Origin of the sequence: Chryseolinea soli, from assembly GCF_003589925.1 — a bacterium.
Lineage (GTDB): Bacteria > Bacteroidota > Bacteroidia > Cytophagales > Cyclobacteriaceae > Chryseolinea > Chryseolinea soli.
Genome location: NZ_CP032382.1, coordinates 6,099,847 through 6,119,685 on the forward strand (window position 1 = coordinate 6,099,847; position 19,839 = coordinate 6,119,685).

Sequence of the window (19,839 nt, forward strand, 5' to 3'; positions counted from 1 at the left end):
CATGATAGACCAGGTTAAAACGATCGTGCTCCTCATGTTTGAGAACCGGTCATTCGATCACATGCTGGGGCACCTGAGTTTGGAAAACCTTTTGCCCGTGAATGGATTGAAAAAGCCCCTTCAAAATTTTTCAAATGCATTTGAAGGTGACCGCTATTCCGCGTACAATTTTCCCAAGGATGTCCGGCTGCCGTTTGACCTGCCGCATGAGTATGATGAAGTGGCCGCACAACTCGCATGGTCTGACGCACAACAGAAATTTACCATGGGTGGCTTTGTGAAAGCCTATGCAGCCTTCACGGGCGTCGGTCCCAATGCCCGGACCGAGCCCATGGGATTTTTTAAATCCACGCAGGTGCCGGTCACCAGTTTTCTTGCGCGCACGTTTTGCACGTGTGACAATTGGTTTTGCTCGCTGCCCACCGGCACCCAACCCAACCGCACCTTTGCCTTCTCCGGCGATACGTTCAAATACAAAAATTTAGGTCTCCCGACCGTTCCGATTGATGGCGATACCAACCTCTTTAGCTGGATGAACCGGAATGGCGTCCGGTGGCGGGTCTATCATGACGGGTTATCGTTCTTCGTCCTCTATCCTTCTTTGTGGCCTTTGGTGCTGAGTCCTAATTTCAGGGATTATGAATACCTGGCCAGCGACGTACAAAATGAAGCGGCCGACTCAGCACCCGAAGTGATCATCATTGAACCGTCATATCAGGATGCCCCGCATGTAGGCCCCGATCGTCCAAATGACAATCATGCGCCGCTGGCCATCGGATGGGGTGAAGATTTTTTGAGACGGACCTATGAAGCCCTCGCCTCCAATCCGGCTCGCTGGGCGAGTACGGTGATGGTCGTTTACTATGATGAGCATGGCGGATTTTATGACCATGTCGCACCTCCCCGCATTGAGTATAAGCTTCCCGACAATTCGTATCGATTTCAAAGTCTAGGCCCAAGGATCCCCGCCATTGTCGCGTCGCCGTTGGTGCAGAGTGGATCGGTTTGCCATACGCTGCTGGATCATACCTCCGTACTTCAGTTGATGGCAGAAAAATTTACGCCCGGGAAACCCTATTCCGACACGGTTGCAAAGCGAAAAGCTGCGGGCATTGGCAGCGTTTCTGCAGCCCTCACCAATCCCAATCCACAACCCGCTCCGCCACCGCCTTCACAGCCTTTGGCCGTTCAGAGTGTACTGGGAGCTTCCATCGTCAATGGGCCATCGGGCGCTGTTAGTGAGTCGTTCGAGGCGGCAGCCCTTGAAATGATTAAACAATATCCAAAAGAAGTGAATGAAAAATACCCGGAACTCATCCAGTGGAAGACCTCGGTGGCGAACGCCAGAAAAACCTGAGAACGGATGATCAAATCTGGATTAGCCATGCGATTTTTATCCGGAACATTTTTTTGGGATAAGGTCACTTTTCAAAAAAAGAGATACCTTCGAAACGCATGGGATTATTCGACAAATTCAAAAAAGACAAAGCAAAAACTACCGACAACGGAGTTTTGGGACCAACCTTTCTTGACGGACTGACGGAACAAATAAATGAGCCGAAGGACCTGCAGAAGCACGAATGGAGAAGACGATTGAAAACCCCTTCCGGGCAAAAGAAATTCAAGATCAAGTATTTTGGGCAATTGCATGCTGACTATCAAAACCTGATTGTCGGTCTCAATGGCACGCCTGCGCTGGTCGTAGCCGTTGAACCGGTTAGCGGAGAAGAAATTTTGATATTTGACGGTTGCCTGCATGGCTACAATGCCATGTTCTGTGACCACTATTCTGAACAAACGAAAAACAGGAAGGCGGACAAACTATATCAGGCCCACGATGGCACGGATATGTTTGAGCTAACGATCTCGACGTACAATGGAGTTGACTTCGATGACGAGTTTGCAAGTGACGTGGATGCCGATGGGTTTATTGAGCTGATTGATGGTACGAAGGTCGAGGTGGAAACAGCAAAGCGAAACGGATTTGATACGTTGCAAATTTTTGGCATAGCCGAAAGCGGCAAAGTGATTGAAATTGTTTCTGAAGAATTGGCTTGAATACGGGCTACCGGCAGCCCACTCCCACCGGCCTTTCGACGCTGCCTGAATGTCAAGCACAGCCGATCTTTGGGAGCGGAGTCAAACCTCCAATCCCCGCGGCACGAGAGGCAGCGTATAAAGTCTTTTCCCCGTAGCATTAACGATCGCATTTCGCACCGCCGGTGCAATGCCAATGATCGGCGTCTCCCCCGCTCCTGCCGGTGGAATATCTTTTCGGTTCAACATAACAATGTCCAGCTTCGGAACGTCACCAAACCGGGGAACGCGGTAGGCTGAGAATTTTGGGTTCAGGATCTTGCCATCCTTAAAATCGATCCACTCAAACAACGCACCACCAAGACCCTGAATGATCGAGCCCGTGATCTGGTTCTCCAAATGATTCGGATTAATAATGCCCCCACATTCAAACGCAACAGCCGCTCGCAGCACCTTGATGTCGTTTTCGTTTCGGTCGAATGCGATCTCTGCGCAGGCCGCAACGTAGCTTCCCTTCTCCTCTCCGCAGGCGATACCAAAGCCGTGATCTTTTTCCGGTTTGGCTCCTCTCCATCCAAAAGCTTTTGCCGCAGCTTCGAGAACGTCTTTCATTCTTTGCTCGGACAAATTTTTAAGGCGGAATTCAAGCGGATCGATTTTCAGCTCAGCGGCCAGGTCATCCATGATGGATTCACGGGCAAAATTGTTTGCCGTGGCGGCGAGTCCGCGGTATGAGCCTTGTCGCAACGGTGAGTCTGATGGATGAAATTGTATCGCGGTATTTTTAACTTCATAAGGTGTGTCGATGCCCGAACCTCCTGAATTATAATTATGAAATTCCCACGAGGTGAGGATCCCGCTTTTATCCGCACCGGCCTTCACATCGATGACACCTGCGGGGCGAAAATAGGCCCAGGTAAATTCTTCTTCCCGCGTCCATACTACTTTCACCGGTGTCCCGGCTTCTTTCGCGAGCCTCGCGGCTTCGACGCCGGCTTCTCCGGTGTGTTTGCCTCCATAGCCGGATCCGGTATCGGGCTGAATGACCCGGATGTTCTCTTTGGGCATCTGGAAAACATCGGCCAGGTCTTCCTGCACACCAAACGGCCGCTGCGTGCCTGTCCAGACGGTGAGCTTATTCCCCTCCCACTGGGCAACACCAGCACGCGGCTCCAGGGGCACGTGCGCAATGTAATCCACATGAAAGGTTTGCTCGGCGCTTGCCGCTGCTTTCGAAAATGCCGTTGAAACATCCCCCGATACCTTCCCGCGATCGTCGTTCTTGCTCGTGTTCCTGAGGTGATCAAATATTTCCTTTCGGGAAGGCTGTGGCTCGAATTTCCATTCTGCTTTTATCGATTGTAATGCTTTGTTTGCGGTCGAAAGATCACCGGCTGCCACACCAATGAAGTTTTTATCATGGACGACCACCACACCAGGTATTTTTTTTGCATCGGAAATGTCTGCGGAAACCAGTGTTGCGCCATAGGCTGGAGCGCGCAGAATTTTGCCATACAACATGCCGGTAAGTTTCATGTCCGAGACATATTTGTGTTGCCCGGTGACAAACGACTCGCCATTCACTTTTTTAACAGACGTGCCGGCGATCTTCCACGCGTCGATCTTCTTCAAGACAACTTTCTCATCGACGGCCTGGACGAGTTGCTTGCCCTTGACGATCTTACCGATAGGCGTCATCTGTTTCGTGTCCGGGTTCGTCACGTTGCCCTTGCTGATGTATAACAGGGATCGTTCCGTCTTCCATTCGGTTGCCGCGAGATCCAGGATGAGTTCGCGTGCCGAGGCTGCGGCTTTTCTCAGTTGTGGGCCCATGTAGGGTGTTGACCGGCTTCCAAACGTGCCGCGGTCGTAAGGTGTCAACGTGGTGTCGCCGAGGATCATCGTGATCTTTTCCATCGGAACATCAAGTTCTTCCGCCACCACCTGTGCGAGGGAGGTCCTGATATTTTGCCCCACTTCTGCTTTGCCGCTATAGATCGTAACCGCGCCGTCTTCCCCAATGTGGAGCCATGCGCCGATCTGATTTTCCGGCAACGCGTCGGCCGATAACCCATAACTCGTATTGACCGTCGCAAGGGTTATGGCGATGCCACTTCCGAGTACGCTAAAAAATTCCCGTCTGTTCATTGTAAAATGATAGGACGGCCGCTCGGAAAGCTCGTATTGCTCGGGAGCAAAACCGGTTTCGTGTTTCGTCTCCATCGTCAGCTTTTTTGAATTTTCACAGCTTCCTGAATGCCTTTGATGATCCTTGGATACGTTCCGCAGCGGCACACATTGCCTTGCATGCCCGTGATGATCTCCTCTTCCGTGGGTTCCGGTTTCTTCTTCAACAGCGACACCGACGACATCACCATACCCGAAGCACAGTACGAACACTGGAACACATCAACATTAAGAAACGCCTGTTGAACCGGGTGGAGCTTGCCATGGCTCGCGAGCCCTTCTATGGTAGTGATCTCTTTTCCTTCGACGCTGGTGGCCTTTGTGATGCAGGAGCGAACGGCAACGCCGTTGATCAGTACGGTGCATGCTCCGCAAGCCCCTTCGCCGCAACCGTATTTTGTACCCGTAAGATCAAGGTCGTGTCGCAATACATTCAGCAACATGTCTTCCGGACTGATATTGACTGAATATTTTTTTTTGTTGATCGTGAGGTCCATGACGTGTGGGATTATCATATAACCTAAAATAACCGATTAGGTTTTCGTTATCAAGCGGATTTTGGTGAAACGCCTTTTGCCGAGGTGGCCGGTAAATACTTTCCTCCTCACGGTGCAATTTCCGCCTCTCCTATTTCGCCGTGAAGGTCCGATGCGTGGCTGCCCACCAGAAACTGACCACATGCGTTACGATTTGATCCGCTTGATCATTTCTTTTTTAAAGGGCCGGGGATGCCTGGCGTGATCCTGGTCACCCAGCACGACATCGACATGCGCATCGTCTTCGGGCATGTCCAGTAAAATACCTTCGATAGATCGTTCGTCGGGTGATATCCTTAAGAACCTGACCGGAGTTTTACCTACAAATGCAAATAGTGGTTGGGCTACGGCTCTGAAATTTTTTCCGGTAACCACAATGTGAACGCATTTTCGCGCCTTTTCCTTTTGCGTAGGCGGCAGTATTACTTCCTCCATGACGTAATCTGCGATATGGATAGCATCACAATTATGATTGAGTTTTGGATCCACCGCATGGGTTATTCTGACGTTTGCCATATAAAAGTTTTTATTGTTATAAAGTGAACTCTATGTCATCGATTTCAATTTCGCCTGTAGGCAGATGGTCGAACTCAAAAGTTATAAATTCTACATTCGACGTGTCTACGATGGGAACGTTCAAACATTTGATCGTCCATGCGTACAAGGGTATCCGGATGGTTTTAAAGGCCGCTTTGACATTCTCCGTTTCATAACCGCTGTTCAGATCGAAGGTCATGGTGGCAAGGTCGTAGAGCCTATACTCCGGCTTGTACGGAAACGGAATGTTGCCGAAATACCCAACACGGATGGCGCGCGAGTTCCCACCCGCTGCCGTGGTTAACCTCACGTGCATGTCCTGTAACTGATCAACCGGATTTGCCGCGGAAGCTACCTTCTGTGTGACCCGGAAACTTAAAAAATTCAAGGCCGTAAGATTGCGAAGGCTTCCCGACAGCGGGATCTGGCTTTGATAAGTCCCGGTCAAGGCATTCCATTTCAACCGTAGGCCTTTCGTCTGATGTGGTGAATAGCTATCGATCACGCCCACGGTATCTTCTTGTGGACTGCCATCCAGGTTTGCGAAAGTGACAGCGCCTCCGGCACTATTCAGGTTCAGCGCCGGTGCCGTTTCAAAGTCATCAAGGGTCTGCGAACTCCTTCGGAACTGGCTGTGTACTTCCACGGTTGATACGGCCGGGATCTTTAGTTCACCGGTAAGGTAATCGATCTGTTCCGTCCTGCCTTGCAAATACACCTGCATACACGCTGTCATATAGCCGCAAAGCAACACCTGATGCTGAGCAGCAGAAAGAATTTTTGGTGAAGACGCATCCACATAAAATTCCGTTCCCCATTGCGTATTGAACCGGTTGTGGATGGCCCCGTAAATAAAGGCCATTGACTTTTCTACAGTGGCGCGGTCATAAAATCGAAAGCCGGTTCCTGTATACTGGGTGGATGGGGTTGCCCCACCCCATACGTCCGCATCGTTGCTGCCATAAATGCAAAATAATTTGGAAGTAGTTAAGTTGAGCGGCGTAGGACTTGTCCCGCTGAAATCCGTTGGCGCCAGCGGAACAATCACCTTTATATTCCAACCCAACCCAAGTGTTTGATTGTAGATCTCTGCCTGCACCACACCGTCGCCACCTCTTGAATGGCCCATGATGCCGATATTGGTCATGTCTATCTTTCCGAAGAGAAGGCCGGGATTATTGTTCTTGCTTTGCAGAAGAGCGAGATGCTCCAGGATGGCGTGGCCACGCGTGTCCTGCGCGCCATTGATGTCGTTTATGGCATTGCAGTCAATACTCACGGCGATAAACCCATGGCTTGCCAGGTGTTCCAGCAAGTAGTTATATCCCAGGTGGTTGGGAACTCCGGTGCCGTGCATGCCATGCATGACCACTACCAGGGGATAGTTGGCCTGCCCCGGAGAAACGGGAGTGTTCACTCCGTTCACGACTGCAGGATAGCGGACTTCGGCTGTCATGGGAAGATCAAGTGTACCCGAGAGCGTATCGCCAAAGATCGGATTAGTCGGGTCCGGTGCCCACACACCGATTGCCGGAATGGTGACTGCAGGATCGTTGTAACTTGTCTGTCCAACAGCGTAGGGGCCTGGAACAGAAGGGTCGTCCGTCACATAAAAACCAACGTTCAGGTAGCCATCGATCATATCCGCCGGCGGATCAAACGATCCGTCTGCGACAAAGTGTGCGGGGTCGGGATCATTGTTGCCGAAATCAACCACCAGGTCATACTTACCAGCTTGCTGGGGATTTGACCATACCAACGTTGCGTTTGAATTTACACAGCTTGGGCTTGTGATGATCTCCGGCGAACCGCTACCTGGAACACTGACCAGGCTACTGCTCATGCTCCATTCGCCGGGTGATTTATGTGGTATTACATAGAACTTTACCTTTTTACCGATGGCGCCGGGCATCAATCCGGCCGGGTCAAGCGCGGCCCATACATCGGTGCCCTTGGGGAAGTTGTTGGTATATTTCACTTCCTCGGGAACTCCCCACAACATGGTGGCGGCAATTTCCTTCGTTGCCATAACACAACCTTGGTGTATGGGTTTGTAGTGAAAAATATCATCTCTCACGACGACGCTGGTAATAAAACGGTCTGAAACAATATCGGCTTTGCGAAGTTTTCGCTCACCCCTCAGGTATTCATGCAGCGTGGTAACCCGTGCTAGAATATCATAACTCCCCGTGCGGAGCTGCTCCTGCGACCACAGCACTACGTTGAAGTTCTTTTCTTGTGGAGCGAGTTGGACGGTTGTCATTACCTCCGATCCATCCAGATTTAGGATGGGCTCAATGCGGTCGCCGGCGCGCCATGAAAATTTCCGTTTCACCAAATAAATATCGATCAAAGCGCCGGGTTGGAAATTCTTTCCCTGAACAACAAGCTCGTCCTTTCCCAGTAGTAGTCCTCTTTGAAGCGCTCCTGATCGGGAAGCCGAATACAATTTAGTCCCCGACTGTTCCGGGCTAATGGTGAACCTGGTGTTGGCAACGGTCTTCTTGTCGCCGGTTACCTCAATATGAAATGTGCGATTCGCCATGGCTGCGAGGGCTTCCTCATGCGTCTCAAACGCAAATTTTCCGCCGGCACCGGGAACGCCGATCCCGATATCGGGCCATAACACCGTCGGAGCGATCACACCGAAGCGATTGGATATCAACGTTACATGAAATACCTCTGCCTCTTTTTCAGGGGAAAGGCTAAAGTGATACGGAGCATTTTGCGCCAGCCCGGTGATATTTATCATAAGCGATTCACCTATTTCAAAATCGCTTCTGTGTTTGCCGTGTGCATCTATTAGCGTTACGGTGAGATCCTTTTTTGGCGGAAGCTTATGCGCGGGGATCTCTATTTCAAAATGTTCTTTGGCGCCGGCATTCCACCGGACCGAATGACTGGTGGTGTGAAGAATGCGTTTGCCCAATGGGTCCATGACCTTGAAATAGATATCCGGTCGTTTATCAAAAAGCTCCCGGAAATCCGGGCCTTCATAGTTGATCTCAAAGCGACCCGATTTGTCGGTAAGCGCATTGCCGAGCAAGTCATCGTAGAGCAGATCCTTGTCGTACGCCTTTACCTGTAGATCAGACAAATGCAGACCTGACTCGCGCTCACGTACAATACCTGAAATGTTGAATTTTGAATTCATAGAGGATTTTTTTTTATGGCTTGGATTAATCGATCAAGTGATAGCATGCGTATGACGACACCGGGAGAGCTTGCAGTCGTTCGTGGTTTCAATCTGCTGGCAATTCAACATTTCAAAAAGACCTGGAGCACTGGTGTTGAAAATAAAAAGCCCATCAACTGACAATTACGTCCGTGTGATGGGCTCATGATCGAACTTAGATATTTAATTTTACTAATCCAATTTTTTCAAATTATTGCGACGTTAAATCTATGTCAAGTCAATACGACAGCTGCTGCTCGGCTGCCACCTCTAAGATGTGCCCCATCTTCCCTGCCCGATAATCGGCATACAACCGCCTGATGTCCTCCATGCTGTCGGCGATGAACGGACCGTGCGAAACGATCTGGTGATGCTGAGGCTGTGCAGCATACAAAACGAAATGTGCTCCGGTGCTGCCGGCCATTAACATTACCTCGCTGTTTCCAGGGACATCGCCCCTGTCGAGCCAGCCCACATGATCAACCGCCAAGGCTTGCTGGTTTGCGCCGACGTGCAAAGTGCCATCGAGCACATAGAAGAACCCGTTGAAGTCGGCCGGGAGAAGCTGCGTTGTCGATGCGCCGGGCTCCATTTTGATCTCGGCCAGGATGAACGGCGTATGGTTTTTAACAGGCGAAGAAACGCCTGCAAACGTGCCGCTATACACTTTGATGTTTACCTCGTTCGATGACACTGCCGGCACATGCTCGGCGGCTAACCGCTGAACCCGGGGCTGTGCTTTCCGGTCCTGCTGCGGAAGGTTCAGCCACAGCTGCAGAATACGCATTTTCATGGGCTTGGCCAGGATCTCGGTGTGGACCACGCCGCTGCCGGCCGTCATCATTTCAAAATCTCCGGCCTTCAGGGCGTGCGGCCCCTCTCCGATCTCGCCTTGAAGCACCAAGGTCACCGTCTCGAACCCGGCGTGGGGATGCGGCCCGCCCACGGGGACGTGATCGGTCTTATCGAGGATGTCGTCCATCAGCATGATGAACGGGTCGCTTTTTGAAAAATCGATGGCGATGACCGGTTTAGCGGTATGGCCCTTGCCCAAAAAGCCGGGATGTGCGTCGGGGGTGTATACCGTAGTCAATTTTCTTTCTGTGTAGCGCATATGAATTCCTCCTGTTGTTTTTTCTTATAACACCAAAGTCCCTATTTTTGCTTACCAAAAGTAATCACTTTACTGAAGGTAAGCAGTTACCTTTTGGTAAGTACCCGACCATGGAAGATCGCAAAAAGAAAGCCGTATTAGACGATGACGCGGATTGCAAGGGACAGTTGAATGCCATCGGCGACGCGCTCTATGTCATTGGCGGAAAATGGAAGCTTCGCATCATCATTGCGCTGATGCATGGCAAAAGCCGGTTCAACGAACTGCAGCGGACCATCAACGGCATCTCATCGAAGGTGCTGGCCTCGGAATTGAAGGAGCTTGAACTGAACGGTTTCGTGAAGCGACGGGTCTATACCCAAACGCCCATCGTGATCGAGTACGAGCTGACAGACTATGCGCTAACCGTTCGTCCTGTATTGAACGTCTTGAGCGAATGGGGCAGTCAGCATCGCCGGAAGATCAGGCAGGCCATGAAGCAGGAATTCGAGAAGAGATCTTGAGCACGAATTTCAGTGTGACCACATTCCGGCCTATACTCCTGGGGTCTCATAAATCATTGTGATTCAAATTATTTATTAAATTCAGTGCTTCGAGTGCTTCGAGCCGAAACTGTCCCATTTCCGGTCAGTCCTGTTCACTAATGTGAGCGGCGGCCTGGGGATGTGTCCCATCCGGGCGGTTATCGGCCATGGCACCAATTTGGTAAGAGACCCCGCAAACCCCTATGCTTATGTTCCGGAACTACCTCAAGATCGCTTTTCGTAACCTCGTGCGCACGAAGGCCTATTCCATCATCAACATCTGTGGACTCTCCCTGGGCGTGGCGTGCTGCCTGCTCCTGGCCTTGTATGTTGAGGACGAATTTCAATATGACCGGCACCATGAGCGATTGAGCGATCTGTACCGGATCGATACCCAGTTCGAAGCGAACGTGGTAGGGTTTGATAAACTCGGCAGCGTCTCCCCTCCGATACCGATGACGCTGAAGGATGAGCTGCCGGAGATCGAAGCCGCCGCCCGGATCGTGCCTACCTTTGGCAGTGCGAACCTGATCCAATACGAGGACAAAAAATTCTACGAGTCGAACGCCTTCGTGGCAGACTCCACGCTATTCGATGTGCTTACGTTTGAGTTTATCGAAGGCACTCCCAAAAAAGCACTGGCCGATGCCAACACCGTGGTGATCGCCGAATCCATTGCCCGAAAGCTCTTTGGCTCGGAGCCGGCGCTGGACAAGAGCATCCTGATCACCCAGGGCGGCACTCCGGTCAACTATAAGATCACGGGCGTTTACAAGCCCCAAAAAAGTTTTCTGGAAGCCAATTTCTTTACCTCCGTCATGAGCGAAGGTGGGTCGGGCGAATATATCCGGAAAAATGAAAACGCGGCCAACGAGTGGGCTGGACAAAATTTTGTGGGTGGCTACATCAAACTGGCGCCGGGGCATTCGCCAAAGGACCTGGAGAAAAAAATCAACGAGGTTTTGGTCAAATACGGTTCGGAAGATATGAAGGCCCTGGGGATTACCAAGACCTTATTCCTGGAACCTGTAAAAGATATTTATCTGAGGTCGCATGTGGACAAGAGTCAGCGGATCACATACATCTATACGATTGTTTCTATCGCGTCGTTCATTCTCATCCTGGCCTGTATCAACTTCATGAACCTCTCCACCGCCAAAGCCACCAAACGCGCGGCGGAAATCGGGATCCGAAAGGTCATGGGTGCGTTTCGCGGCAGCCTGATCCGCCAGATCCTCGGTGAGGCGATGGTTGTGGTGGCGATCTCTATCGTGATCAGTGTGATCCTGGTACTGGTAGCCTTGCCGGTATTCAACGAACTTTCGGGCAAAGCCATCTCCTTTAACCAGGGCAATGTTGTGTTCTTTGGGACCGCCCTATTGATCCTGATGGTCATTACCGGGTTGATTGCGGGAAGCTATCCTGCGTTTTATATCTCTTCCTTCCAACCGGCGACGGTATTGAAAGGAAAATTCACGATGAACAAAACCTCCGGACGATTGCGCCAGGGCCTGGTGGTACTTCAATTTATGGTGGCCATCGTGCTGGGCTGTGGCATGCTGGTGATCTCGCGTCAACTCTCGTTTATGAAAGACAAAGACCTGGGTTTTAATCCGGAAGCCAAGATCATCGTTCCCCTTCGCACGGCGGATGCGAAAAAGAAATATGAATCCTTGCGAACGGAGCTCGAAAAAATGAACGCTGTCAAAGCCGTTTCCGCCACAGGTTATCCTCCCGGATCCAACATCTTCAACGATATGGCCTTCTACCGGGAAGGCGGCAATATGGACAACGCTATTCTTAACCGCATCAACAACATCGATGCGGGCTATATGGAAATGCTGGATATCAAGTTGATCGCGGGCCGGCCGTTCACCACCAACCGGTTGGCGGATTCCAAGGGCAATCTCATTATCAACCGTACGTCGGCAAAAAAATTCGGTGTTGAACCGAAAAAAATGATCGGGGAAAAACTCTATTTCGACTGGCAGGGAAAGAACTATGCTTTCCAGGTGGTCGGCGTGGTGGAAGATTATAATCAAACGTCGTTGAAAGATCCGATCATTCCCATCGTCTTTCAAATCCCCGAGAAGGCGGACGAGTACAGCTATTTAATTGCCAGTGTCAACCCTTCCGGCCTGTCGCAAACGGTCTCCCAGATCGAGGATATGTGGAAAAGCCAGGTGTCCGATGCGCCCTTTGAATACACCTTCCTGGACGACAATATTCAGAAGCAATACCTGGAAGACGAGCGCATCTCCAAGATCATCACCTACTTCACCGCGATCGCCATCATTATCTGCAGTCTTGGATTGTATGGCCTGTCATCTTTCATGGCCGAACGGAGACTAAAAGAAATCGGCGTCCGAAAAGTAATGGGAGCCAGTGTGCCACAGATCATGGGAATGATGTCCCGGGAGTTTGTCAAATTGGTATTGCTGGCGTTTGTGATTGCCGCTCCCTTGGCCTGGTACGCCATGACGCAATGGCTGCAGGCTTTTGAATATAAAGTGCCGTTGGATATTTCCATCTTCACGTTTGCCGGCCTTGGCGCGATCACGATCGCTTTGCTGACGGTCAGCTATGAATCGCTTAAGGCAGCCAGTACGGATCCTGCGAGGACGTTGAGGAATGAGTAGGAATTTGGTGGGAGCTATTTTGGGCTCTGCGTTTGTTGGAAAGTCGGCATTTCATTCGAGGTGCTGGGGGACTCAGTAGCCAGTAGCCAGTAGTCAGTAGTCAGTAGCCAGCCGGTATTTCGTGTTCGGTGGTTTGTGATCGATGATTATCGTTCAGAGCGGCTTGGTATGAAGAAAGTCAGGTGAAACGATAACGTTTGGCCGCTAATGGTGATTGCGCTCTTCGCAGCCGGTCAGCCTATGTTCAAAAATGATCATGCTGTTTCATGGGAATCCCTTTTGGGGCTTCTCTCCCCTACTTTTTAAGTCTGGCATCATTGTTACTATTACTACATTTAGAGTATATTAGGGCATGAAAAAGTATCAGCTAGGGGAATTTGAGGAGATCGTCATCCTCACGATCGGCATTCTGAACAACCGGGCCTATAGTGTTTCGATAAAAGATGAGATCGAATCCAGGCTTTCGCGCACCGTTAGCTTTGGGGCACTCCACACGGCTTTGAAGCGGCTGGAAGAAAAGGGGTATCTCAAATCGTTCGCCGGCGAATCGACCGAAGACAGAGCGGGCAGGCCCAGGCAATATTTCGAGATCACCGCCATGGGCAAGAAAGCGATGCAGTATGCGAAAGAGACACGCGATGAGCTTTGGAAGGCGATCCCAAAAACCGTTTGGCAAGCGAACCTGTCGCGTTGAGCTATGAACAAACCGGTTGCACGTCCGTCCCGTTTCTTTTTGAAGTTCTTCCGCTGGTACTGTGACCCGGAAATGCAGGGTTATATCGAAGGCGACCTGATGGAAGCCTATCACAGACGGTTAGAACAATATGGAAAGCGAAAAGCGGATGTGCAGTTTATCGTCGACGTGTTGCTCCTCTTCCGGCCCGGGATCATTAGTTCGAAAAAAAGATATCACTTAAATGGCTCCTATATGATCAGAAGTTATTTCAAAACGGGCTGGAGAAATCTTTTGAGAAGCAAACTCCACAGCACACTGAACATCGTCGGCCTCACGTTTGGCATCGTGTGTTTTTTACTGATCGGTCTTTACGTTTTTGATGAACTCACTTTCGATCAACACCATGTCAACGCGGAGCGGATCTATCGCGTGGTCGAACATAAAGACGTGCGCGGTGAGGCGACCATCATCGCGGCAGCGGGCTACAAACTTGCCGAAGAGTCAAAACACTCGATCCCTGAAGTGGAAACCACCACCCGCATGATCAGGACGGGAAGAGCCAATCTCGTAGACCCGGAGAATCCTGTCCCCTTCCAGGAAACGGTGACGATTGCCGATGAGCATTTCCTGGAGATATTTGACTTCCCCCTCATAGAAGGCGACCGACGTACCGCTTTAAAAGAACCTGCCTCGATCATCATCAACGAAGACCTGGCCCTGCGCATTTTCGGCCGGACGGATGTGATGGGCAAGAGCTTGCAATTCAGTCACCTCCCCTTCCCCTTAAAGATCACCGGCATCTTAAAGGAACATCCCCGCAATTCGAGCTTCAACTTTAGTTCGGTGATGTCGGAGTCGAGTTTTTATAATGCAGACTTTTTTAAGGAGACCATGACCAGCGACTGGGCATCCAATGGTTTCACTGTCTATGCTTTGCTGAGACCGCATTCGAATCCCGATTCCGTATCGAAAAAAATGACCCGGCTCGTGCTTTCCAACTTTACGCCTGAAACAGGGACAAAATTTTCGTACCGTCTCCAGCCCTTGAAAGACCTGCACCTTAAATCGGCAAACATATTCGACGGCGCCAGGAACACCAACGTAGAGAGTATTCCACAGGGAAACCCGCTTTACATTACGATATTTTCATTCACAGCTTTGTTTGTTCTTCTGATCGCCGCCATCAATTACACGAATCTGACCACCGCGCGCGCGTCTAGCCGGGTAAAGGAGATCGGTGTGCGCAAGGTCATCGGCGCCATGCGAAGCAATTTGATCGGCCAGTTTTTGTTCGAATCGTGGCTGACAACGGCGATCGCCTTCGTCGTGGCGATCGGTGTTGTCCATGTGGTGCTCCCTCTTTTTAATCAGTTTGCCAACAAGCAACTTTCGCTTTTCTCCGTGGATTATCATTTCTGGATCTATGCCCTGGCCGCCATTGTTGTCATCGGATTTTTGTCGGGCAGCTACTCGGCTTTGCTGCTTTCCCGTCTGAAACCCGTGTCGTTGTTAAAGGGGCTGAAACTTCAAAGCACCGGCGCGCTGTCTGTGCGGACGGGGCTGGTTGTTTTTCAGTTCACCATCTCTGTAGTGATGATCATTGGCACCCTTGTGCTGTTGTTGCAGGTTCGCTACCTGAACCATACCGACTTGGGTTTCAATAAAGACCTCATGGTGGTGATCGATGTGAACACGGGAAAGGCGCGGTCGAACTTCGAGACGATAAAGGATCAAATGAGCAAGATCGCTTCGGTAAAAAACGTATCGGTGACGTCGCGGGTGCCCGGCGAATGGAAGTCGCTCCGCACGGTCAAGGTAAGAAGTGAAGGGAGCACCGATGAGCTCGGCATATCTTATCTGTTCGGTACCGATAAAGATTTCATGAAGACCTTCGAGGTGACCTTACTCCGCGGGAGAAACTTTCGCGAGGCTTACGATTCTTCCAGTATCATCGTCAACGAAACCGCGGCCAGGATGTTAAACATCACCGAGGCGTCGGAGCAAACCGTGGAGATCCCGGCGTTGTCGCGTGGCGGAAGTTTCGAAACGCTGGATGTGCCGTTCAAGCCCCGGGTGATCGGCATTGTAAAAGATTTTCATTTTCAGTCGCTGCGCGATAAAATTCAACCGCTCATCCTGGCGTATAACCATAACCCCATTCATGTCATCGATTACTATTCGGTGCGAATAGCGCCCGTAGACATACCTGGAACCCTGAACAAGTTAAAGGCCATCATGGTGAGCAATGATGTGGACGATCCTTTCGAGTATCATTTTCTGGATGACCAGCTGGCCTTATTTTATGTTGAAGACGCACGACGCCAAACCCTTCTCGGCTGGGCCGCACTGGCCACCATCTTCATCGCGTGCCTGGGACTTTTCGGACTGGCCACCTACTCCACCGAGCAACGTGTGAAAGAGATCGGCGTCAGAAAGGTTTTGGGGGCGAGTGTCGTGGGATTGGTTTCCCTATTATCCCGCGACTTTCTGAAGTTGGTTTTGATCGCCAATGGCATTGCCTTTCCGATCGCCTGGTGGGCAACAAACCGGTGGCTGCAGGAATACGCCTATCATATTGAAGTAGGCTGGTGGGTGTTTGTTTTAGCGGGTGCTTTGGCCATGGGGATTGCTTTGCTGACCATAAGTTATCAGGCCATAACGACGGCGATCGCTAATCCTGTGAACAGTCTTCGTTCAGAATGAGCTTCGGCCCTTGACGACTGACCGCTACTCACTCCTTAAAGATTTCACGGGGTTCATCAATGCTGCCACGATAGATTTATATCCTACAGCAATCGCCGTTACCATACATGTGATCAAAATAGCCAAAATAAAGATCCCTGCACCGATCTGAATCCGGTATGCGAAGGTCTCCAGCCAGTGGTTCATCGCCCACCAGGAGAAAGGTGCCGCCATCACAAAAGCAATAAGCAACAGGCGAATAAATTCTTTGCCGAACAGCCACGCGATGTTCTTCACGCTTGCCCCCAATACTTTGCGCACACCCACCTCTTTGGTTTTTTGAACCACCATAAACGACACCAATCCATATAGACCCAGACAGCAGATGATGATGGCAATACCGGCAAAGGCCTGGATAAGCCGCAGCATCATGTTGTCCAGCTCATAAAACCGGGCAATCTGTTCATCCAGGAAAGCGTATTCATAGACCTGGTCGGGAAAGGTTTTCTTCCAAGCCGTTTCCATAGCGCCCAGAGTAGTAGACAAGTTTGCGGGATTTATTTTTACGGCACAACTGAAATACCAATTGTTGGAGCTGGTGATACAAAGCGGAGCAATGGTCTCGTGGAAAGATTTATTATGAAAATCCTTCACCACGCCGACAATCGATCCTTCCCGGTTGTTGAGACCTATCCGCATTCTTTTTCCGATCACATCCTGTGGGGAACGCGCACCGAGTTTTTTTACAGCGGTCTCGTTGAGCAGAAATTCGCGGACTGTATCAGACGGGTTCAAGTTTCGCCCGGCGATCACTTGCAAGCCGAACGTGGAGACATACTGGTCGTCACCTATTTTAATGGAAATTTCAAAGTCCTCATCTTCCGTACGTGAATCGAAGTGAAAGTTCACGCTTGCAAAATCCGGGGATGCCGGGGCATGACTGCAAAAGGTCACTTTTTCTACTCCTGCTATCCGGGCGATCTCCGAGTTCAGTGTACTTAGGGTTGATTTCTGTCTTTCCGGTACCGGCAACATCACGATGGCTTCTTTCCGGAAACCCATGTCCGCTTGCCTCGAGTAGCGCATCTGGTTCGCGATCACCAGGGTGCCGACAATAAGCAACTGCGAAATGGCGAACTGTGTAACAACCAATCCTCTCCTCAATGAGAACCCGCCTACGTGCTTTTGTGATAGTTTACCTTTCAAGGCCAGAACAGGCTGAAAGCCGGCCAGAATTAAACCGGGATAGAAACCGGAAAGTAAGATCACGACCACCAGCAGGATGGGGAGAAAGGTAAGCAGGTAAACATCCTGGAAGATGTCTATCCGAAGCTGGATAGCGAAGAGTTCGTTCACATACGGCAGGGAAAGCTGAGCCAAAGCAAAAGCCAATACCAGCGCCAACAAAGCAATCACCGCAGTTTCCTGTATGAACTGCCAGAAGAGTTGCTTGCGGCCGCTTCCCAATACCTTCCGTACCCCAATCTCTTTCGCCCTGTCGAGCGCCTGGGCAGTAGCCAGGTTGATAAAATTTACGCAGGCCGCGATGATCAGAAAAAGTCCGATCAGCGATAAGGCCCACAGGTTTTTCTTTGCTAAATAGCCTCCCAACTCGGGGTTAAAATGTATGTCCGAGAGCGGTTGGAGTTTAAATTGATAGGCTTTTGCATCCCGTTCATTGTAATACTTTTTAGACAACGCAGGAAAAACTTTATCTACATCGGAAGGCAAGACATTCGGTTTCAGTAGAACAAAACAATTCATACCGCCGGCCAGGCCTCTCCAGCTCTCGCCGGCCAACCATGAATCGTAATCTTTCAGATTGCTATACGACAAATAGATCTCCTCCCGGCGATCGGTATTGACAGGCAAATTCTTTAGGATCCCGGTAATTCTGAAATCCCATTTATTTTGTACCCGAATAACTTGATTGATCGGGTTTTGATCTCCGAAATATTTTTCTGCGATCCGCTCGGTAATAACGGCTGTATTGGGTTCGGTTAAAATGGTATTTCTATTGCCTTGCACGAAGGGGAAATCCAGGATATCAAAAAAATCCGCCTCTGCGAAAGCCAGATTTTCCTTAAATTTTTTATCGCCTGGTGAAGATGGGACAGACACAAGCATATCCGAATTACTAAACACCATCGCTACTTTTTCAGAAAATTCATAATCATTGCTAAAGGCTTTCCCCATGGGTTGTGGAACACTAGCGTCCCGACTTATCCCTTCCTGGTGCAATTCAGTAGTGATGCGATAGATCCGATCTTTCTTTGCGTGAAAAGTATCAAAACTCAAATGATACGTAACCAGGACAAAGGTCAGGATAGCACAGGTGATGCCCAACGCCAGGCACATGACATTGATCACAGCATACGCTTTGTTGCGTTCTAAATTTCTCAGGGCGATCGTGAAGAAATGTTTTATCATGGCGTAGGGTTTTCCCTTGAACTACAAGAAACCTGCCATATCAGCTGAATCCGCTCCAATAACAATTCTGCCCGCCTTCCTGTAGAAGGCTACGTTCGGATACGCATCATCATCGTCTGATTGCGGACAGTGATTTTGCCATTATTACAACGCTCCACCCACCCAGCCGCAGGTAAATCAGGTGAGTTTCTTCGATGAAAAAAAAGAGGATGTGTCGGGGTAAGACACATCCTCGCTTGCTAAGAGCAATTGGTACCCTCCGGCTACACTAAATTCTTTTTAATATAGGCATAGCTTTTCTCCATGCTCACCAAAGGATCGCCGGGCGTTTGGTCCTGTTCGTTGAAGAAATATTTCAGACCAGCTTCTTTGGCATGGGCGAATATTTCTTTGAACGGGATTACGCCGTTGCCCACTTCTGTAAAATCTTGTTTCGGCGTATTGTCCATATCTTTTACGTGCCACAACGGGAAGCGGCCCGGGTTTCTACTAAACAATGCCATGGGATTTTGTTTGGCTTTGTAGGTCCAATACAGATCCAATTCCATTTTGACGAGGTCGGCATCGGTGTTGGTGAGCAGCACGTCGTAGGGCAGCTTGCCGTCTTGTGCATCGAATTCAAAGGCGTGGTTGTGATAGCAAAGTTGAAGCCCGGCTTTCTTCGCGATCTCTCCGGCCTTGTTCAATTTGTCGGCGGTTTGTTTGTAGTGATCGAGGGTTCCGCGTTCTGGTTCAAAGAGGTAGGCGCAAACCATATATTTCAATCCCACGGCGGCAGCATCGTCAACTGCTTTCTGCCACTCGTTCGAGATCGTGCCTTTCGTGTCGGGCATCGATTCGCCGAGCAGGTAGTGCCCGCTGAACATCACCAGCCCATTGTCGCTCAATACTTTTTTGAAAGCGGCCGGATCCATGCCATAGAATTTTTGCGTGCCGGTGTAGGTGGCCCCTTCCACCGAGTTGAATCCGATCTTGGCTACGCTCGCCAGGGTGGCCACGGGATCTTTGGCCATCAATTCGCGCACCGTGTAAAGTTGTATGCCGATATAATTCGATTTCGATTTTGCGAATAAGGACGGACCGATCAGAAGTCCGGTCGAGGCCATCGCGGTGGTTTTTAGAAATGATCGTCTGGTTACCATAGGATGTGTTTATTTTGGGTTTGCTATGTGTTAAATGTACACATCTTGGACCAAATGCCACGGACGGAAAGCCCGTCATTTTAAAAATACAGTACTACTTATCCATCCGGAACATAAGCCACTGATTGATAATAATTTATCGGGCCTTGACTGGCCGTTG

The 19,839-nt window shown here is 50.2% G+C and carries 13 protein-coding genes; 6 read left to right on the forward strand and 7 right to left on the reverse strand.

The annotated features are described in order from the left end of the window. Window position 1: 1 nt before the first annotated feature. Together D4L85_RS25560 and D4L85_RS25565 are read left to right on the forward strand one after the other, a co-directional pair. Window positions 2-1,357 carry an alkaline phosphatase family protein gene (locus tag D4L85_RS25560; protein ID WP_119756970.1) on the forward strand — a complete coding sequence of 452 codons (1,356 nt, stop codon included), beginning with the start codon at window positions 2-4 and terminating at the stop codon, window positions 1,355-1,357. A gap of 98 nt (window positions 1,358-1,455) precedes the next feature. Continuing rightward, window positions 1,456-2,058: a hypothetical protein gene (locus tag D4L85_RS25565; RefSeq protein WP_119756971.1), complete on the forward strand. Its 603-nt coding sequence runs from the start codon at window positions 1,456-1,458 to the stop codon at window positions 2,056-2,058. Window positions 2,059-2,139: 81 nt separating this feature from the next. Here D4L85_RS25565 and D4L85_RS25570 read toward each other — a convergent pair whose 3' ends face one another. The 5 genes from D4L85_RS25570 to D4L85_RS25590 all read right to left on the reverse strand — a co-directional run bounded on the left by D4L85_RS25570 (window position 2,140) and on the right by D4L85_RS25590 (window position 9,586). After that, a complete protein-coding gene (locus tag D4L85_RS25570; RefSeq protein ID WP_228450628.1) occupies window positions 2,140-4,260 on the reverse strand; it encodes a xanthine dehydrogenase family protein molybdopterin-binding subunit in 2,121 nt (706 codons plus the stop codon). A 2-nt stretch (window positions 4,261-4,262) separates the two neighbouring features. Next, window positions 4,263-4,721, reverse strand: a complete 459-nt coding sequence (locus D4L85_RS25575) for a (2Fe-2S)-binding protein (RefSeq protein WP_119756972.1) — start codon at window positions 4,719-4,721, stop codon at window positions 4,263-4,265. A 186-nt stretch (window positions 4,722-4,907) separates the two neighbouring features. Next, window positions 4,908-5,276: a hypothetical protein gene (locus D4L85_RS25580; protein WP_119756973.1), complete on the reverse strand. Its 369-nt coding sequence runs from the start codon at window positions 5,274-5,276 to the stop codon at window positions 4,908-4,910. A gap of 16 nt (window positions 5,277-5,292) precedes the next feature. Then, window positions 5,293-8,451, reverse strand: a complete 3,159-nt coding sequence (locus D4L85_RS25585; protein ID WP_119756974.1) for an alpha/beta hydrolase family protein — start codon at window positions 8,449-8,451, stop codon at window positions 5,293-5,295. A gap of 259 nt (window positions 8,452-8,710) precedes the next feature. Continuing rightward, window positions 8,711-9,586, reverse strand: a complete 876-nt coding sequence (locus tag D4L85_RS25590) for a pirin family protein (protein ID WP_119756975.1) — start codon at window positions 9,584-9,586, stop codon at window positions 8,711-8,713. A 110-nt stretch (window positions 9,587-9,696) separates the two neighbouring features. Here D4L85_RS25590 and D4L85_RS25595 point away from each other — a divergent pair, with 110 nt between their 5' ends. From D4L85_RS25595 to D4L85_RS25610, 4 genes are all read left to right on the forward strand, one after another. Next, window positions 9,697-10,089 carry a winged helix-turn-helix transcriptional regulator gene (locus tag D4L85_RS25595; protein WP_119756976.1) on the forward strand — a complete coding sequence of 131 codons (393 nt, stop codon included), beginning with the start codon at window positions 9,697-9,699 and terminating at the stop codon, window positions 10,087-10,089. Window positions 10,090-10,319: 230 nt separating this feature from the next. Continuing rightward, window positions 10,320-12,749, forward strand: coding sequence for an ABC transporter permease (locus tag D4L85_RS25600; RefSeq protein ID WP_160143999.1), 2,430 nt, complete (start codon window positions 10,320-10,322; stop codon window positions 12,747-12,749). A 352-nt stretch (window positions 12,750-13,101) separates the two neighbouring features. Then, window positions 13,102-13,443, forward strand: a complete 342-nt coding sequence (locus D4L85_RS25605; protein WP_119756978.1) for a PadR family transcriptional regulator — start codon at window positions 13,102-13,104, stop codon at window positions 13,441-13,443. A gap of 3 nt (window positions 13,444-13,446) precedes the next feature. Next, complete coding sequence (locus D4L85_RS25610) at window positions 13,447-16,128, forward strand: ABC transporter permease (RefSeq protein WP_228450629.1); 2,682 nt, start codon at window positions 13,447-13,449, stop codon at window positions 16,126-16,128. A gap of 24 nt (window positions 16,129-16,152) precedes the next feature. Here D4L85_RS25610 and D4L85_RS25615 read toward each other — a convergent pair whose 3' ends face one another. After that, window positions 16,153-18,537: an ABC transporter permease gene (locus D4L85_RS25615; protein ID WP_119756979.1), complete on the reverse strand. Its 2,385-nt coding sequence runs from the start codon at window positions 18,535-18,537 to the stop codon at window positions 16,153-16,155. 263 nt (window positions 18,538-18,800) lie between these two features. After that, window positions 18,801-19,679 carry a sugar phosphate isomerase/epimerase family protein gene (locus D4L85_RS25620; RefSeq protein ID WP_119756980.1) on the reverse strand — a complete coding sequence of 293 codons (879 nt, stop codon included), beginning with the start codon at window positions 19,677-19,679 and terminating at the stop codon, window positions 18,801-18,803. Window positions 19,680-19,839 lie beyond the last annotated feature (160 nt).

Excerpts from the sequence above, each read along its gene's own strand:
- D4L85_RS25560 (WP_119756970.1), top strand. The coding sequence starts at position 2 with ATGATAGACCAGGTTAAAACGATCGTGCTCCTCATGTTTGAGAACCGG.
- D4L85_RS25565 (WP_119756971.1), top strand. The coding sequence starts at position 1,456 with ATGGGATTATTCGACAAATTCAAAAAAGACAAAGCAAAAACTACCGAC.
- D4L85_RS25570 (WP_228450628.1), bottom strand. The coding sequence starts at position 4,260 with ATGGAGACGAAACACGAAACCGGTTTTGCTCCCGAGCAATACGAGCTT.
- D4L85_RS25575 (WP_119756972.1), bottom strand. The coding sequence starts at position 4,721 with ATGGACCTCACGATCAACAAAAAAAAATATTCAGTCAATATCAGTCCG.
- D4L85_RS25580 (WP_119756973.1), bottom strand. The coding sequence starts at position 5,276 with ATGGCAAACGTCAGAATAACCCATGCGGTGGATCCAAAACTCAATCAT.
- D4L85_RS25585 (WP_119756974.1), bottom strand. The coding sequence starts at position 8,451 with ATGAATTCAAAATTCAACATTTCAGGTATTGTACGTGAGCGCGAGTCA.
- D4L85_RS25590 (WP_119756975.1), bottom strand. The coding sequence starts at position 9,586 with ATGCGCTACACAGAAAGAAAATTGACTACGGTATACACCCCCGACGCA.
- D4L85_RS25595 (WP_119756976.1), top strand. The coding sequence starts at position 9,697 with ATGGAAGATCGCAAAAAGAAAGCCGTATTAGACGATGACGCGGATTGC.
- D4L85_RS25600 (WP_160143999.1), top strand. The coding sequence starts at position 10,320 with ATGTTCCGGAACTACCTCAAGATCGCTTTTCGTAACCTCGTGCGCACG.
- D4L85_RS25605 (WP_119756978.1), top strand. The coding sequence starts at position 13,102 with ATGAAAAAGTATCAGCTAGGGGAATTTGAGGAGATCGTCATCCTCACG.
- D4L85_RS25610 (WP_228450629.1), top strand. The coding sequence starts at position 13,447 with ATGAACAAACCGGTTGCACGTCCGTCCCGTTTCTTTTTGAAGTTCTTC.
- D4L85_RS25615 (WP_119756979.1), bottom strand. The coding sequence starts at position 18,537 with ATGATAAAACATTTCTTCACGATCGCCCTGAGAAATTTAGAACGCAAC.
- D4L85_RS25620 (WP_119756980.1), bottom strand. The coding sequence starts at position 19,679 with ATGGTAACCAGACGATCATTTCTAAAAACCACCGCGATGGCCTCGACC.